Below are 15,206 nucleotides of genomic sequence, written 5' to 3'. Positions count from 1 at the left end.
CCTAGTCCTCGTCGGGGTCGGCGAGCTCGTCGAAGAGCGTGCGGGCCGACAACCGGCCGGTGTCGGTGACGTCGTGCCCCCGCGGGGTCGAGGGCGGCCGTTGGCGGGGGAGCGGGAGCGGCGCCGGCGGCTCGGGCAGCAGCTTGCCGGCGACGTCCTCGGCCGGGGTCTCGGTGACCTCGCCGATGAGCACCTCCGCCGGGCTGGGCAGCGGCGCGGGGCGGCCGAACGCGTAGCCCTGCGCCATGGCGCATCCGTGGTCGAGCAGCCAGGCGGCCTGGTCGAGGTCCTCGATGCCCTCGGCGATGACCTGCAGGCCCATGCCGCGGCCGAGCTGCAGCAGCCCGTGCACGAGCGCCGCCGTCGAGGGCTCGGTGACGACGTCGGCCACGAACGACCGGTCGATCTTCACCGTGTGGATGGGCAGCCGGTGCAGTGCGGTGATCGCCGAGTACCCGGTGCCGAAGTCGTCCAGCGCGAGCGTCACGCCCTGCTCGGTGACGACGGCGACCGAGTGCAGCGTCGCCTCGGCGGCGAACAGCGCGGTCGACTCGGTGATCTCCAGCTCGAGCCGGTGCGGCGGCAGGCCGGACTCCTCCAGCGCGGCGGCGACCAGCTCGCTGAAGCCGTCCTCGGCGAGGTGGCGGGCGGAGATGTTGACGTGCACCCGCAGGTCGTCGGCCCAGGTGGCGGCGTCCAGGCAGGCGCGGCGCAGCACCCACGCGCCGAGCTTCGAGGTCAGCCGGTTGTTCTCCGCGACGTCCAGGAAGACGCCGGGCGGCAGCAGGCCGCGGGTGGGGTGCTGCCAGCGGATCAGCGCCTCGTAGCCGAGCAGCGTCTCGTCGGCCAGGTGCACGATCGGCTGGTAGAACAGTCGCAGCTCGTCGTGGTCGAGGGCGTGCCGCAGTTCGGTTTCCAGCTGCAGCGCGTCGACGTCGCTGCGGCTGAGCGCCCCCTCGTGCACCTCGATGCGGGCGCGCTGGCCGTCGGCCTTGGCCTTCGTCAGCGCGCTCTGCGCCTGGCGGAGCAGGTCGTCGGGGGTCATGTCGGCGCCGAGCGTGAGGCCCACGCTGGCCGAGAGGGTGATCTCCCGGCCGTTCACCACGAACGGCTCGTCGAGCACGCTCAGCAGGCGGTCGGCCAGGGCGCGCAGCCCGTCGAGGTCCTCGACGTCCTCGGCGACGACGAGGAACTCGTCGGCGCCCAGGCGCACGGCGGTGTCCTCGACGCGGGTGCTCCACCGCAGCCGGTCGGCGAACTGGCTGAGCAGCAGGTCGCCGGCCTCGTGGCCGAGGGCGTCGTTGACCGCCTGGAACCGGTCGATGTTGAGGTGCACCAGGCCGACCTGCAGGCCCCGGCGCCGGGAGAGCGCCACGGCGTGCCGCAGCCGGTCGGTGAGGGCGCGGCGGTTGGGCAGGCCGGTGAGCGGGTCCATGAACGCGCGGCGGACGGCGTCCTCCTCCGCGCGGCGGCGGTCGGTGACGTCGACCAGCGAGAGGACGACGAACTGCGCCGTGCCGTTGTTCTGCCGCACCACCTCGTGGGACTGGACCACCCACAGCTCCGTGCCGTCGGAGCGGCGCAGCCGGCGCTCGCCGTCGAGCAGCAGGTTCGGATCGAGCGCGGGCTCACCCGGGCTTGGTTCCAGGCCGAGGTCGCCCACCGGCGGGTCGTCGGGGTGGGCCAGCAGGTCGATGTGCCGGCCGGCCAGGTTCTCGGCTGTGCGGCCGGTGAGGGCGCACATCCGCGGGTTGGCGACCAGCACGTGCCCGTCGAGGTCGACGAGGGCCTTGGCGATCGGAGCGCCGAGGAACAGGGCCTGGAACAGCTGGCCCCGGTCGGCGAGCAGCGTGTCGATCGCCCGCAAGCGCTGCCCGGCGCCACCGCCGGGCGTGCCCGGGGAACGGGGCATCTCGGGTGCGGGGAGGCTCACCCGGACAGCGTCACGCATCGCAGGCGAGAAGTGACGGAACCGGTTCACGGAGAGTCGTGATCGTCCCGTCACACTCCGTCGCAGGAGACCTCACCCGTCCCACCCATCGCGTCCGCTGCGGTGATCTGCCACAGGGCACGGGAATCCGGGCCGGTCCCCGGGTGCTGCTGGAGCAGACATCGACGAAAGGACCAGTCGTGGACAAGCGGATCGGCTTCCTGTCCTTCGGGCACTGGCAGCCCATCCCGGGCTCGCAGGTGCGCACCGGGCGGGACGCCCTCGTGCAGAGCGTGGAGCTCGCGGTGGCCGCCGAGGAGCTGGGGCTCGACGGCGCCTACGTGCGGGTGCACCACTTCGCCCGCCAGCTCGCCTCCCCCTTCCCGCTGCTGGCCGCGATGGCGGCCCGCACCAGCCGGATCGAGCTCGGTACCGGCGTCATCGACATGCGCTACGAGAACCCGCTCTACATGGCCGAGGAGGCGGCGGCGACCGACCTGCTCGCCGACGGCCGGCTGCAGCTGGGCGTCAGCCGGGGATCACCGGAGACGGCGCTGCGCGGGTCCGAGGCGTTCGGGTACGTGCCCGGCGAGGGCAGCACCGACGCCGAGCTGGCCCGGCAGAAGACCGCCCTCTTCCTCGCGGCGATCAACGGGCAGCCGGTGGTGGACGCCGACCCGCGGATGACCGGTGGCGCGACGGGGAAGCTCGCGATCCAGCCGCAGTCGCCGGGGCTGGCCGACCGCATCTGGTGGGGTTCGGGCACCCGCGCGACGGCGGAGTGGACGGCGCGGCAGGGGCTGAACCTGATGAGCTCCACCCTGCTGGTCGAGGACACCGGCGTCCCCTTCGACGAGCTGCAGGCCGAGCAGATCGCCCGCTACCGCGCCGCCTGGGCCGAGGCGGGGTGGCAGCGCGAGCCGCGGGTCTCGGTGAGCCGCAGCGTGCTGCCGATCACCAGCGACCTGGACCGGCAGTACTTCGGCGGCGGCCGCGAGGGTGAGGACCAGGTCGGCATCCTCGAGGGCGTGCGGGCCCGCTTCGGCAAGAGCTACACCGGCGAGCCCGACGTGCTCGCCGAGGAGCTGGCCAAGGACGCCGCCGTCCGCGAGGCCGACAGCCTTCTGCTCACCGTGCCGAACATGCTGGGCGTCGTGTACAACGCCCACCTGCTGCGGACCATCGTCGAGCACGTCGCGCCCGCGATCGGCTGGGTGCACCCGGACTCGCGGTAGCGCCGCGGGCCCGCCCCGGCGGCGTCCGTGTCGACTCGTCGTCGTCTTCCGGCCTGTCGACACCACCACGTGTCGACAACTGCTGACGTCGGGCGGCGTCACCCGCCCGGTGGAATCCGCTGGAGGCGGGCGCGTCGGTGCCGGTTCCACACCAGACTCTGCGGGTGCCCACCACCGATGCCGAGGCCTGGGCTGAAGCCCGGCGGATTCTCGACGGGCTGCCGTCCGAGGCGCTCGAGGCGCGCGTCCGCCGGGGACGCCGGCTCGTCGTCCTGCTGGTGGCGGGCCTGCTCGTGCTGTGCGTGGCCATCGCCTTCGCGGTGGCTGCGTGGGCGGGCGGCGAGCCGTCCGCGACGGAGGACGAACCGCTCTGGCAGGAGATCGCAGCGCTCGTCGCCGCCATGTCCGCGTGGGTGCTTGTGGCGGTCGGCGCGATCGGGCAGTGGCGTGCCACCCGTCGGCTCGGCGGCCTGCGCAGCCCCCTGACGGTGCTGGACCGTCGACAGCAGAAGCTGCTCCTGCAGGAGTTGCGCGGCAGCGTGCCGGTCGATCCGACGCACGTGCCCCTGGTACGCCACCTGGCCGAGCGGCTGACCGCTCAGCGGTGGCTGCTGATCCTCCAGCTCGGCCTGCTGCTCATGTTCGTCGGGCAGTTCATCGGCTCGCCGTCGCCCTGGCGCCTGGGCCTGGTCGTGGTGATGGCCCTCGGCATGGCCGTGCTCCTCCCGCTGGTGCTCCGCAACGAGCGGCGGGCCCGCCGATTCCTCGTTGAGCGCCCCGCCCGCGAGCCGCTCTAAGGGTGCTGCCCGCGCTCTGGGGGTGCTGCAGGACTCCCGAGGCGCGAGGAATACCCCCAGAGCGGCGGCCGGGCAGCGGGTCAGCGCAGGTCGAAGCCGAGGTCGAGCACCGGAGCGCTGTGCGTGAGCGCGCCGACGGCGAGATAGTCGACGCCGGTCGCCGCCACCTCGGCGGCCCGCTCCAGCGACAGCCCGCCGCTGGCCTCCAGCCGAACGCCGGTGCCGCCCACCAGCTCCACCGCCGCGCGGGTGTCGGCGAGCGAGAAGTTGTCGAGCAGCACCAGCTGCACGCCGGCGTCGATCGCCTCGCGCACCTGGTCGAGGGTGTCGCACTCCACCTCGAGCGGGATCTGCGGGGAGTGCGCTCGCACCGCCTCCACCGCCGCTGCGATGCCGCCTGCTGCCGCCACGTGGTTGTCCTTGACCAGGGCGGCGTCGCCCAGGGCCATGCGGTGGTTGACCCCGCCGCCGCAGCGGACGGCGTACTTCTCCAGCACGCGCAGCCCGGGCAGCGTCTTGCGGGTGTCGCGGATGGCGGCGCCGGTGCCCTCGACGGCGTCGACCCAGCGCCGGGTCAACGTGGCGATGCCGGAGAGGTGACCGACCAGGTTGAGCGCGGTGCGCTCCGCCGTCAGCAGGGACCGCGTCGGCCCCGTCGCGGTGAGCACGGGGGCGTTCGTGCGGGCCGCCATCCCGTCGGCGGCCTGCACCGTCACGGCGACGTCGTCCCCGCCGACGATGGCGAACACCGCCGCGGCGACCGGGACACCGGCCAGCACGCCGGGCGAACGCGGCACCACGTCACCGGAGGCGCGGGCGTCGGCCGGCACCGTGGCGGCCGTGGTGACGTCGGGGCCGAGCGCCAGGTCCTCGTCCAGCGCCCGGCGGATCACCCGCTCGACGCCCGCCGGGTCCAGGCCGCCGTCGCGGAGGACATCGGCCAGCTCCGGTCGCAGCGGGTGCCACTCGGTGCCGGTCATGCCACTCCCTGGGTCTGCCGGGTGCCGCGCGCGCTCAGCGGCACGGTGCGGGTGTGCAGGTGGCCGGAGGCGTCGATGCGGTGGGCGAGCCGCAGCTGCCACTCGGGCCGGGTGCCGGGGGCGTCGGCGCGCCGATGGCAGCCGCGGCTCTCCGGGCGGGCGAGCGCCGCGGTGGCCAGCAGGGTGGCGACCGTGTGCACCGCGGTCGCCTCGACGGCGGCCAGGTCGAGCGGCCGGCCGGCGGGCAGGCGGGGCGCGGCGGCCAGCGTGCCGGTGAGCTCGGTCAGGCCGTCGGCGGTGCGGACGACCCCGGCGTGCCGGCTGGTGGCCGCACCGATGGCCGCACGCGACGCGGGGTCCACCGCACCGGTCGCCAGGGCGCGGGGGGAGGCGGGGGTGGCGGGTGTGCCCGCGGGGAGCGTGGCGTCCAGCAGGTCGGCGCAGCGGCGGGCGGCGACCAGCCCCTCGGTGATCGAGTTCGACGCCAGCCGGTTCGCACCGTGCACACCGGTGCAGGCGACCTCGCCCACGGCGAAGAGCCCCGGGACGCTGGTGCGGCCGTCGAGGTCGGCGAGCACGCCGCCGCAGGTGTAGTGGGCGCCCGGGGCCACCGGCACCGGCTTGGTGGCCGGGTCGAACCCGGCCGCGCGGCAGGCGCGGAGGATGCCGGGGAACCGGCGCTCCAGGAAGCCGGCCCCCAGGTCCGTCGCGTCGAGGAAGACGCAGTCCTCGCCAGTGGCGGCCAGGTGGGCGGCGATGGTGGCCGAGACGACGTCGCGGGGCGCGAGGTCGGCCAGCGGGTGCGCGCCGGCCATGATCCGCCGTCCGTCGCCGTCGACGAGTACCGCGCCCTCGCCGCGCACCGCCTCGGAGATCAGCACCTGCTGCCCGGCGGCGCCCGGCCCCTGCCAGAGCACGGTCGGGTGGAACTGCACCATCTCGACGTCGGCGACCTCGGCGCCGGCGCGCAGCGCGAGCGCCAGCCCGTCGCCGGTCGTGCCCGCGGGGCTGGTGGCGGCGGCGTAGGCCTGCCCGTAGCCGCCGGTCGCGAGGACGACGGCGTGCGAGCGCAGGTCCCCGGCGTCGGCGAGGGTGCCGTCGGCGGCGACCCGGGCGACCCGCAGTCCGACCACCGTGCCGTCGGCGGCGCGCAGCGCGTCGAGCGCGACCGTGTGCTCGAGCACCTCCACGCCCGCCGCGCCCAGCGCCTCGACGAGCGTGCGGGTGACCTCGGCGCCGCTGGCGTCACCACCGGCGTGCACGATCCGGTCACGGCTGTGCCCGCCCTCCCGGGTCAGCGCCGGGGCGCCGTGCGCATCCACGTCGAGCCGCGCCCCGAGGTGCTGCAGCAGCCGGACCGCGGCCGGGGCCTCGGCGACGAGCGCGGCCACCGCCGCCTCGTCGCACAGCCCCGCCCCGGCGGTGAGCGTGTCCTGCAGGTGCAGTGCGGCGTCGTCGTCGGCACCGAGCACCGCCGCCAGGCCGCCCTGCGCCCAGCGGGTGCTGCCGGCGCCGAGCGGGCCCTTGGTGACGACGGCAACCCGGCGTCCTGCCTCGGCCAGGGCGAGCGCGGTCATCAGCCCGGCGGCGCCGCTGCCGACCACCGCGACCTCCGTGGTGCGGGACCAGCCCGGTGCCGGCAGGGCGAGGGCCGGGACGACGGCGGGGGCGACCGGCGCGGTGCGGCGGGGCCCCACCGTCACTCGCCGACCAGCGACGGGGTGCCGAGGGCGATCATCGCCTCGACGGCCGACCGCGCGCGGGCGGCGATCTCCGGGTCGACGGTGACCTCGTCGCGGCCCTCGCGCAGCGCGCGCAGCAGCTTCTCCGGCGTCGACATCTTCATGTAGGGGCACTCGGCGCGCGGGTTGACCGCCTCGAAGGCGGCGGCCGGGTTGGCCTGGCGCAGCTGGTGGAGCATGCCGATCTCGGTGGCGACCAGCACGCGCTTCGCCGTCGTCCGCTTCGCCTGGTCGAGCATCGCGCCGGTGGAGAGGACGTGCACCCGGTCCGACGGCAGGTCGCCCTGGCCGACCATCCAGAGCGCGCTCGTGGCGCAGCCGCACTCGGGGTGCACGAGCACCTCGGCGTCGGGCGCGTCCTCGATGCTCTGCCGCAGGTCGGTGGGGGAGATGCCGGCGTGCACGTGGCACTCGCCCATCCAGATGCGCATGTTCTGCCGGCCGGTGACCCGCTGGACGTGCGCGCCGAGGAACTGGTCGGGGAGGAAGAGCACCTCGCGGTCGGCGGGGATCGAGTCCACGACCTCGACGGCGTTGGAGGAGGTGCAGCAGATGTCGGTCTCCGCCTTCACCTCGGCGGTGGTGTTCACGTACGAGACGACGGCGGCGCCCAGGTGCTCGGCCTTCCACGCGCGGAGCTGGTCGGCGGTGATCGTGTCGGCCAGCGAGCAGCCGGCGGCGGCGTCGGGCACCAGCACGGTCTTCTCGGGGCTGAGGATCTTCGCCGTCTCGGCCATGAAGTGGACGCCGGCGAAGACGATCGTGCTCGCGGTGCTGGCCGCGGCGATGCGGGACAGGGCGAGGGAGTCGCCCACGTGGTCGGCGACGTCCTGGATCGGGGCGGCCTGGTAGTTGTGCGCGAGGACGACGGCGTCGCGCTCGGCGGCCAGCCGGCGGACCTCGTCGCGCCAGTCCTGCCACTGCTCCGGCGTCCACTGCGCGGTGGTGGGAGCGGGGAGCGTTGCGGTCACCGGGACCTCCGGAGGAGTGGGGGTTTCGGACTATCAGGCGAAAACCTCTGCCGAGAAACTTAGCATGGAATCCGTGACGTCCGTCTGGTCCTCGCCCGAGCGGCCGGCCTATCCGCACCAGGCGCTCGCGGTGGTGCTGCAGGTCCGGAGCGCGCGCCTGCACGTGATGCTCTGGCACCGGGCCAAGGAGCCGTTCGCCGGTTCCTGGGCGTTGCCAGGCGGGCCGCTGCTGCCGGAGGAGACGCTCGGCGCATCGGTCGGTCGGCAGCTCGCGTCGAAGGTGGAGGTCGCCCAGCTCGCGCACCTGGAACAGCTGGAGACCCGTAGCGACCCGCACCGCGACCCGCGCAGCCGCACCGTGGCGACCGCCTACCTCGGCCTGATCCCGGGCGACCTGGACCCGGTGCTGCCCGAGGACACCGCCTGGCACCCGGTCGACGCGCTGCCGGGGACGGCCTTCGACCACGGCTCGATCGTCGGATCGGCCCTGGAGCGGCTGCGGGCGAAGCTCTCGTACACCAACGTCGGTTTCGCGCTCGCCCCGCCGACGTTCACCGTCGCCGAGCTGCGCGAGATCTACGTCGCCGCGCTCGGCTACGAGGTGACCGCGACCAACCTGCAGCGGGTGCTGCTGCGCCGCGGCGTGCTGGAGCCGACCGGCGAGCTCGCGGCGCCCGGCCGGGCGGGGGGCCGCCCCGCGGCGCTCTACCGCTTCGTCACGTCGGGGCTGGAGGTCACCGATCCGTTCGCCGTCCTGAAGCCGCCCGCGCCCCGCTGACCGGCCGGCTCAGGCCGGGTCGGTCACGCCGACGTGGGCCAGCAGCTGTCCGGCCACCCCGGTGTCCCCGTCGATGGCGCGCTCGACCAGCCGGGTCAGCTCGGGGTCCCGGTCGGCGGGCACGTCCTTGACCACGGCGGCCCCGTCCTGCGGGCGGGTCCCGGTCACCCGGACGGTGCCGTGCTCGATGGTCACGGTCCCGTCGAACCCGGCCTCGTGGACCTCCAGCGTCGTCGTCCCGTTCGTCGCCATGCCCGCCCCCCTACCCGGCCGCCCGGCGCTCCAACAGCCCGCCGCACGGGGTGCCCGTTCCTCGGAGCCCCGCGGTCGGGTCACTCGCCGGTGGCGCCGTCCAGGGCCTCGCGGATCAGGTCGGCGTGGCCGTTGTGCCGGGCGTACTCCTCGATCAGGTGGAGGAGGATCCAGCGGAGCGAGAACGCGTCCTCGCGGCCCCACGGTCGGTCCTCGGTGTCCAGCGGCAGCCGGCGGGCCACCCCGCCGACCGCGTCGGCCGCCGCCCGCCAGGTCGCCCACGCCCGGGTCACGTCGTCCGCGGTGACGGTGCCGGGGTCGACCCGCCACTGCTCGTCGCGGTCGCGGACGACGTCGGGCCACAGGTCGTGGGGGAGGCCGCCGAAGCCGACGAGCCAGCCGGTCTCCACCGCCGCGAGGTGGCGCACCATGCCCAGCAGCGTGAGCTCGGAGGTCGGGACGGCCCGCGTGGCCAGCTGCTCGGGGGTCAGGCCGGCGCACTTCCACTCCAGCGTCTGCCGGTGGAACTCCAGGAAGCCGGTCAGCAGCGTCGCCTCCCCGCCCGTTAGCGGCGGTTCGGTGCGGTGGTCGGGAGGCGCCATGGTCACCATCTCCTGCGGGTCGGGCACCCGGTGGGGGTGCCGGCAGCGCGCATCCTGCAGCAGGGGAGTGACGAGAAGGCCGACCGGCGGCGCGCCCGGCAGGGATCGAACCTGCGACCAAGTGCTTAGTAGTCGCACCACTCAGCTGGCATCACGTAGGTCACGCTAAACCCACTGTTAGCTGCGGTTCTCCCGGTTCAAGCAGCTCTGTCGGGTCAGTATGGATCAGGCAGCGTCAGGTGCCGTTACCGATGTGACGGGTAACAGTGCAGGAAACTCTTCGCTGAGGTCGGTGAGCAGGTCTCAACGCCGCCAGGCAGCTCAGCCGGCACATCTCTGCCTGTGACGGATCGATGCTCGCGTGGGAGACACGTTCCGTCAGACCCTCGGCGTAGACCCGTTCGTGGGTCATGATGGGGAGGAACGCCCACACGGTGCGTTGATCACTGAGCAGAGAGACCGAGGACGACATGTCTCGCCGGGGCCACCCGGCAGGCCGCGTAGCGCGCCGCGCTGCGTGACCACATACATGCACACACCGACCTTGCAGCCGGGCATCGCCCGGTTCCTGGCGATACGCCAGTTCGCAGGGAACGTGTATCCGGAGGTCCGTTCAATTGTTCAGTACCAACCCGTCTGAGACCCCCGCGGTCTTCCTGACCACCCGTGAGCTGGCACAGCGCCACCACACGTCGACGGGTCACCTCGCCAATCTGCGCATGGAGCGGCGCGGGGTTCCGTACATCTCTCTCAGCTCGCGTCGTGTGCTCTACCGCCTGGCAGACGTGGAGGCCTACGAGGCTGCACGTCTCGTGCAGACGGTGAGCGCCGCGTGAGCGCCGCGACGTCTGGCGCAGACGGTCCCGAGAACATCGGCCAGGCGGCCGCGTGGGATCGCCGTCGTGATGCCTACGCGTACCTCGCCGGCCTCTGCGACCGCTGCGCCGCCTCCGCCTCGTGGGGGCACGCGCTGGGCTGGACGCGCGTGCCGCACCCGCCGTGCGAGCTGTGCGCGCCCATCGTCGCCACCTTCCCCGAGGAGACGTCTCACCCCTCGTGGCGGGCGTACACCCGTGGGCGCGTGAGCGCCCGGTCAGGCAGGCCCGCAAGCTTCGCCCGTGTCCTCGGGTGCCCCGCCCGTGTGGGCACGTCCTGCGAGCCGCCAGCGGTGTCCTCGTGACCACCACGGAGGCATCCCCGACCCCCGACGCCTCGCGGTTCCGCCGCAAGATCGACCGGCCCAAGCGTGCGCCGAGCTACGAGTCCAAGTGGACGACGGTCGAGGACTGGTCTACCCCCACGGTGGACGAGTACGAGGCCATGCCCGACGGGACGCGGCTGGCCTTCACCGCCGGGGACTCGCTGCACCTGACCGCGCTGCGACGGGGACCGAGGTGGACCGTGCTGGCGCGGACGCAGGTGCCGTCCCGTGCGCTGGCGGGGCTGGCCACCGCGCCTCGTGTCCGAGTCGGGGACGTCGAGGAACCGGAGGCGGGCGCGTGAGAGCCCGTCAGCCTGCGTGGGCCAAGCACTTCCAGCACGCGTGGGCAGAGAAGGCGGGCAGCCCTCGTCTCCCGCTGTGGCTGCGCGTGGCGTGCCTGGCCTATGGCCACCACCTCGGGAATGGGCACGCGAACTTCGGGCCGGGAGAGGTGCGCCTGGCGCTCAGCACGATCGACGCGAACGGCGTCCTGCGCCAGCCGGCCAGCAGTGACGTCACCCGCGCAATCAAGACCGCCGTACGGAACGCATGGCTGGCCGAGGGGTCGGGGGCGCGCTGCCTCATCGTCCCTGGGCACGCTATCGAGGGTGGGCGCGGGGGCTTCTCCACCGAGCACACGCCCTGCCCCGTCCACGACCCGGAACGACGCGCGGGACGCCACCTGCGCGCCGTCACAGGCTGAGGCACTTCGCACTCAGTGCCCCGCTTCGGGGCGATAGCTGCCACTCACTGCCATCTCGGTTGGCACTCAGTGCAAGGTCGCACGCCCTTGACCTGCGCTTACGTGTCCGCCCTCTCTAAGTCTTCTAGGTCAACGGCGACGTAGGAGACGAGGAACGCCGGGAACCGTCTGCGCCTCATCCCGAGGGCCATCCCGGCGGCACGCATCCCATGACCCGTGAACAGGCCCCCTCCGGGGGCCCTCTCGGGCATGCCTTCAACAGCTCCGCCAGGGGGCGGAGCAGAACAGGAGACCGGTCCCCGTGACCACACCCCGTAAGACCAAGACCAACGCCGCCGCCGCCGTGTACGAGGCTGCCCGCCGGAACCGCGAGGCAGCAGAACGGGCTCACGCCGACGCGGTCGCCGCGCTGGCAGCGGCGGAGGAACACCACGCCGACCTGATCAAGCGGAACCGCAACGGCGATACCACCGTCACTGGCATGGATCTTCTGTCCGCTGACGCAGACGTCACCGTGCGTCGGGGACTCGCTGCCTCTGCCGCCGATGCCGTCGCGGCCGCACGCGCCGCTGAGGCACCCGCGCTGGCCGAGCACTGGGCGGAGGTACTGGCCGACCGCGTGGCAACACCTGGCATCGGCGCCGAGGACGTCGCCGTCGACGAGGTGACCGCCGCGCTGACCAAGCTGACAGAAGGCGTCAACAGCCGTCAGCGACTCATGGCCGAGGCGATCGCCGACGCTCGGGCCGTCGGAGTCCCGATGGGCGCGGGCATGCCCTTCGGCTGGGAGACGCACTGGATCGGCAACCGCCCCACCGCCGTCCTCGTCCGTGGTGAGCGCGTGCCGATCGTCTCGCCGTCGGAAGCGATGCTGGACGTGCTGACCCGTGCCGCCGGGTCTCTCGGCTACCGCCTCGTGTCGTCGCACAACGCCGTCACCGTCAAGACCGCCTGACCCACACACGCTGCCGCCCCCGGACGATCACTGTCCGGGGGCGGTTGTCGTTGTGCCACCAACGACCCTGGAACCGTGGCAACTTCCGGGTTGCTATCTACAGGCGGTGCCCTTCGAGGAGCTAAAGGGGTCAGCCCCCCACCCTCCCGTCCCTGAGCGCCATAACGTGCCCCGCACGCTGGTTCGACCTCTGTGCCTGTGTGCACCTGTGGGCCGCCCTGACGCTCAACACGCCGGCACGAATGGGCCTTAGGGCCAGGGTGGTTGGGCGCTTCCAGCAGGCTCAGCGATCGATGATCTTGACGGTTGTCGAGAGGCCTTGGCCCCCGGCCGTCCGATCAAGATCCTGTTCGATGCCTCGCGGATTAGGAAGTCGGCCTTCGTGGTCGAACACCAGGCACACCAAGTGGCCGACGTCAGGATGGCGCTCGTACTTCTCTCGATCAACGATTAGCTGTTCTCCGAGTTCCTTCGCGGACATCGACGCGCGAGTCATCTTAAGTTCGACCGCCAGTCGGGTCTGCGGCAGCAAGAAGTCAATGCGACTCCCTCCGCCCGCGTACGACGGCGACCACTCTTCATCTCGGACATCATCGAAAAACTGAACCAGCAGGCCCCGCATCAAGTCCTGCGTGTCGTACTCATCGTTGAGTTCCAGTGTGGGTCGACCACCGTGCCTCCGTTTTATGGCACGGCTGACGAGAAGGAACTTGTCTCCGAGTGCGAGGACGACGCGGACCGCATCGAGGTGAGCTCCAGCAAAGCTCACCTCGCCAGCGCTATTCTCAGTCTGCAAGCGTCCCTGTAGAAGCCGATCTAGTAGTTCGGCGAGAAGCCGAACCTTCTCGGTTGCGCTCTGTTGTATAGCTAGGTGCTGTCCCTGTGTAGCGAGCGCCGGCTCGTCAGCCGCCCACCTGGCGTTACGAGTAGCTAGGCCGTTACGGGCGATTAGGTTTGGTAGCCGTGGATGTGGAGCGTAATCGCGCCCGTAGCGGTCGGCGACGATCGCGTCCAAGTCGTACCGGCGATCGGCAGGTGGGGGACTCAGTGCTTCCTCCGGAGCGATCCACCGCAGGCGATCGCTCAAAGCCTCAAAGCCATACTCTGGCCGACTCATCTTCCAGTGAACCCACCGGGCGCCCGCCTGTTCGCGCATGAAGCGCAAAGCTCCAGCGAGGATGAGCTTTTCGCGCTCGGTAGGAGTGGTGTCAGCCGCCCCGACCGTTGATGAACTGAAGGCGGTCGAGGCGCCAGAGTTCACGTCCCAGAACGCCACGCAGTAGACCTGGGCAGGCCCCTCTTTCACTTCGGTCAGGTTCTGGCAGGCGTAGTGCACCGTGTAGATGGCTTCGCGCGTAGCTTTTGCCGTGCGGAGCACGTCCAAGTCGTCAGGCATATCGGTCCTCAGTACTGGCGAAAACTTCGCTCGGGCAGTAGTACGGCAGTGAGTGGATTGGAGGCGATCGTGCCGCAGCCGGTGTCGATGGCGATCGCGGCCCCGAACTCAAGAGGAACACCGCTGTACTGCGGATAGTGGCCGAACACTACTGATGGCCGAGGGGTCCGCCCCGAGCTGTCTGTAAGCAGGGTCGGCCAGTGTCCAGTTGTTAAATCTTCCTGTGTCCGACTGCTAGGTCGCGCAGGGTTGTAGCCAGCATGAGAGATCAGGAGCGTGGAGTTCTCCGCGTAAAGCGGCATGCTCTCAAGCAGGCGAAGATGATCCTTCGGATAATCGCGAATGAACCGCTCTAGCACATCGGCGCTCACGTCCCCCACGTAAGACTTGATTGTACTTGCGCCCCGGTGACGCAGAAGATCTCGGGCGTCTCCGGTGGAGAGCGTTCTTAACAACGCGACTTCATGGTTACCCCGCAGGAGGACCAATGAGTCACCAAGCGCTTCCTTGCAAGCGGCGAGTATCTCTAGGACCGTCTTAGAGTCGGGGCCCCGGTTCACGTAATCGCCCACGAAGATGATCCGCCGCCCAAGGAGTGTGAGATCCGCCAAAGCAAGCTGAAGGCGATCCGGCCGGCCGTGGACATCCCCAACTACGGCGACTGGCTCGTCTTCGCCAAGAAGCAGTCCGCTCATGTCACGAAGGGGGCAGCGTGATGGACGTATACGGGACGGAGTCACCGATGAGCACGCTGGACAAGAGTGAGCTGGCCAGTGGACGGTCGATGGCCAAGTCAACCGCCGCCGCCGTGAGACTGGGCCAGGGGAGGGGTGCAGAGAGGTCGCAGAAGTCTGCCGTCGCGCGGAGAGCCTCGGCGAGACGTCCAGGGGAGTAAGGGAGGCGCCGACGGCTCAAAGGCTTCAGTAAGTCTGTTCGATTTATGTTGGTTAAGGCGGTAGTCAGACTGAAGCTTGTCGCGCCCTGCCGGGCGCAAGCGTCGTAGGCCAAGCTTCGAACGATGTAGTAAGCCAGAGCGCGCATGGCCGGACCGTGCGCCTTGCGCTCCTCCTCCGACGCGGAAAGAAGACCCGAAGCGGCGGCGACGAGCTCGGACGCCAGGCGCATCGTGTCGCGCGGGGGGCGATAGCTGGAAAGCGCGGCTCTCAGCGTGCCGTGTGGGTCGAGCAGGACTTTTCCCTCGCGGCAAAGGTGGAGCACGAAGAGGCTCCCCCGCTGGGCGAGAACTCTCAGGTGTCCGGGTGCGTAGGCGGTAAGGCTGAGGTGGTTCTCTTGCCAGGCTCCAGGCGGTCCATCGGTCAGCGCGAGCAGGTCGATGTCGGACTGATCCGTTGCGTCTCCGCGCGCATAGCTGCCGTAGAGCATCAACGCTCGGACACCGTCTACGCGCGACATCGCCCACTCGGCTAGCTCCGTCGGAGGCAGTGCAGCGTCTGCCGGTGTTGGAAGCAGTGAAGTCACAGGCACCTCCCTTCTGGTTCAGTCAACACCGGCTGGTCGAACATCCGGCTCGGTCCGGGCCCACCCTGGCACCCCAGCCCGACACTTTGCCCGCGCGGACCTCGGGTCGACGCGGTTCCGCGCCGCTCGCAAAGGGGCGTGGGGCGTGAGAAGGAACGTGTTGCTACCTTACTTCCCGTTACCCG

The 15,206-nt window shown here is 71.6% G+C and carries 14 protein-coding genes; 5 read left to right on the top strand and 9 right to left on the bottom strand.

Annotation, left to right across the window (positions count from 1 at the left end; genetic code table 11):
• Position 1 precedes the first annotated feature (1 nt).
• Entirely contained in the window at positions 2 to 1,933 is a 1,932-nt protein-coding gene (locus tag ACI8AP_RS02315) for a putative bifunctional diguanylate cyclase/phosphodiesterase (RefSeq protein WP_456587708.1), read from the bottom strand.
• A gap of 197 nt (positions 1,934 to 2,130) precedes the next feature.
• On the opposite strand from ACI8AP_RS02315, the gene ACI8AP_RS02310 reads away from it, so the two are divergent.
• Positions 2,131 to 3,165, top strand: coding sequence for an LLM class flavin-dependent oxidoreductase (locus ACI8AP_RS02310; protein ID WP_456587707.1), 1,035 nt, complete (start codon positions 2,131 to 2,133; stop codon positions 3,163 to 3,165).
• A gap of 164 nt (positions 3,166 to 3,329) precedes the next feature.
• Entirely contained in the window at positions 3,330 to 3,962 is a 633-nt protein-coding gene (locus tag ACI8AP_RS02305; protein WP_456587706.1) for a hypothetical protein, read from the top strand.
• An 80-nt stretch (positions 3,963 to 4,042) separates the two neighbouring features.
• On the opposite strand, the gene nadC is transcribed toward ACI8AP_RS02305, so the two are convergent.
• From nadC to nadA, 3 genes are read right to left on the bottom strand one after another with little or no spacing between them, the layout of a single operon-like run.
• Positions 4,043 to 4,942, bottom strand: coding sequence for a carboxylating nicotinate-nucleotide diphosphorylase (gene nadC, locus ACI8AP_RS02300; protein WP_456587705.1), 900 nt, complete (start codon positions 4,940 to 4,942; stop codon positions 4,043 to 4,045).
• Entirely contained in the window at positions 4,939 to 6,645 is a 1,707-nt protein-coding gene (locus ACI8AP_RS02295) for an L-aspartate oxidase (RefSeq protein ID WP_456587704.1), read from the bottom strand. The genes nadC and ACI8AP_RS02295 overlap by 4 nt, the downstream gene beginning before the upstream one ends.
• The gene (gene nadA / locus ACI8AP_RS02290; RefSeq protein WP_456587703.1) at positions 6,642 to 7,655 is read right to left on the bottom strand and encodes a quinolinate synthase NadA; all 1,014 of its coding nucleotides are present in this window, start codon (positions 7,653 to 7,655) and stop codon (positions 6,642 to 6,644) included. The genes ACI8AP_RS02295 and nadA overlap by 4 nt, the downstream gene beginning before the upstream one ends.
• Before the next feature lie 64 nt (positions 7,656 to 7,719).
• Between nadA and ACI8AP_RS02285 the strand changes: the two genes are divergently transcribed.
• On the top strand, positions 7,720 to 8,433 hold the full coding sequence (locus ACI8AP_RS02285) for an NUDIX hydrolase (protein ID WP_456587702.1): 714 nt from the start codon (positions 7,720 to 7,722) through the stop codon (positions 8,431 to 8,433).
• A gap of 9 nt (positions 8,434 to 8,442) precedes the next feature.
• On the opposite strand, the gene ACI8AP_RS02280 is transcribed toward ACI8AP_RS02285, so the two are convergent.
• Positions 8,443 to 8,685, bottom strand: coding sequence for a hypothetical protein (locus tag ACI8AP_RS02280; RefSeq protein WP_456587701.1), 243 nt, complete (start codon positions 8,683 to 8,685; stop codon positions 8,443 to 8,445).
• Positions 8,686 to 8,765: 80 nt separating this feature from the next.
• Positions 8,766 to 9,314, bottom strand: coding sequence for a DinB family protein (locus ACI8AP_RS02275; protein ID WP_456587700.1), 549 nt, complete (start codon positions 9,312 to 9,314; stop codon positions 8,766 to 8,768).
• A gap of 1,149 nt (positions 9,315 to 10,463) precedes the next feature.
• Between ACI8AP_RS02275 and ACI8AP_RS02270 the strand changes: the two genes are divergently transcribed.
• Together ACI8AP_RS02270 and ACI8AP_RS02265 are read left to right on the top strand one after the other, a co-directional pair.
• Complete coding sequence (locus tag ACI8AP_RS02270; protein ID WP_456587699.1) at positions 10,464 to 10,790, top strand: hypothetical protein; 327 nt, start codon at positions 10,464 to 10,466, stop codon at positions 10,788 to 10,790.
• A gap of 702 nt (positions 10,791 to 11,492) precedes the next feature.
• A complete protein-coding gene (locus tag ACI8AP_RS02265) occupies positions 11,493 to 12,146 on the top strand; it encodes a hypothetical protein (RefSeq protein WP_456587698.1) in 654 nt (217 codons plus the stop codon).
• A 283-nt stretch (positions 12,147 to 12,429) separates the two neighbouring features.
• On the opposite strand, the gene ACI8AP_RS02260 is transcribed toward ACI8AP_RS02265, so the two are convergent.
• Genes ACI8AP_RS02260 through ACI8AP_RS02250 form a run of 3 tightly spaced genes read right to left on the bottom strand, consistent with a single transcriptional unit; the run spans position 12,430 to position 14,955 of the window.
• Positions 12,430 to 13,542 (bottom strand): PD-(D/E)XK nuclease domain-containing protein, encoded by a 1,113-nt coding sequence (locus ACI8AP_RS02260; RefSeq protein WP_456587697.1) that lies wholly within the window; start codon positions 13,540 to 13,542, stop codon positions 12,430 to 12,432.
• Positions 13,543 to 13,550: 8 nt separating this feature from the next.
• Positions 13,551 to 14,237 (bottom strand): metallophosphoesterase, encoded by a 687-nt coding sequence (locus ACI8AP_RS02255; protein ID WP_456587696.1) that lies wholly within the window; start codon positions 14,235 to 14,237, stop codon positions 13,551 to 13,553.
• Between the two features lies 1 nt (position 14,238).
• The gene (locus ACI8AP_RS02250) at positions 14,239 to 14,955 is read right to left on the bottom strand and encodes a nucleotidyltransferase family protein (protein ID WP_456587811.1); all 717 of its coding nucleotides are present in this window, start codon (positions 14,953 to 14,955) and stop codon (positions 14,239 to 14,241) included.
• Positions 14,956 to 15,206: the final 251 nt, after the last annotated feature.

The sequence above is a fragment of the Blastococcus sp. SYSU DS1021 genome, assembly GCF_054050995.1.
This window is presented reverse-complemented; position numbering and strand designations above follow the sequence as displayed.

Excerpts from the sequence above, each read along its gene's own strand:
- ACI8AP_RS02250 (WP_456587811.1), bottom strand. The coding sequence starts at position 14,955 with ATGTCGCGCGTAGACGGTGTCCGAGCGTTGATGCTCTACGGCAGCTAT.
- nadC (WP_456587705.1), bottom strand. The coding sequence starts at position 4,942 with ATGACCGGCACCGAGTGGCACCCGCTGCGACCGGAGCTGGCCGATGTC.
- ACI8AP_RS02260 (WP_456587697.1), bottom strand. The coding sequence starts at position 13,542 with ATGCCTGACGACTTGGACGTGCTCCGCACGGCAAAAGCTACGCGCGAA.
- ACI8AP_RS02255 (WP_456587696.1), bottom strand. The coding sequence starts at position 14,237 with ATGAGCGGACTGCTTCTTGGCGAAGACGAGCCAGTCGCCGTAGTTGGG.
- ACI8AP_RS02285 (WP_456587702.1), top strand. The coding sequence starts at position 7,720 with ATGGAATCCGTGACGTCCGTCTGGTCCTCGCCCGAGCGGCCGGCCTAT.
- ACI8AP_RS02280 (WP_456587701.1), bottom strand. The coding sequence starts at position 8,685 with ATGGCGACGAACGGGACGACGACGCTGGAGGTCCACGAGGCCGGGTTC.